The following is a 226-nucleotide window of genomic DNA, read 5'->3' on the forward strand; positions in this document are numbered from 1 at the left end:
TAATCAGCAACGGCATGAAAAAATCGAATCCCACAACCCAAACAGAATAGAGGCGATACGCCAACGTAATGCTATTTCTTCTGCAGAAAGGCAGGCTGATGCATTAAAAAGGATGCAAACGTCTGGCCGCACCCGCCTGCCTGGGCAGCCACAAAAAGGAAAACCCGGCGCTGCTAGAGAAATGTCCTCTTCAGACAATCCGAATCAAACAGCCGAGGCTTTTGCA

General features: G+C 49.1%; 1 pseudogene. It reads left to right on the forward strand.

The window, feature by feature from the left end:
- Positions 1 to 226 (forward strand): annotated as a pseudogene (locus tag HMPREF3047_RS00665) (adhesin); the annotation flags it as partial.

It is taken from the genome of Neisseria sp. HMSC075C10 (genome assembly GCF_001815615.1).
GTDB lineage: Bacteria > Pseudomonadota > Gammaproteobacteria > Burkholderiales > Neisseriaceae > Neisseria > Neisseria subflava_A.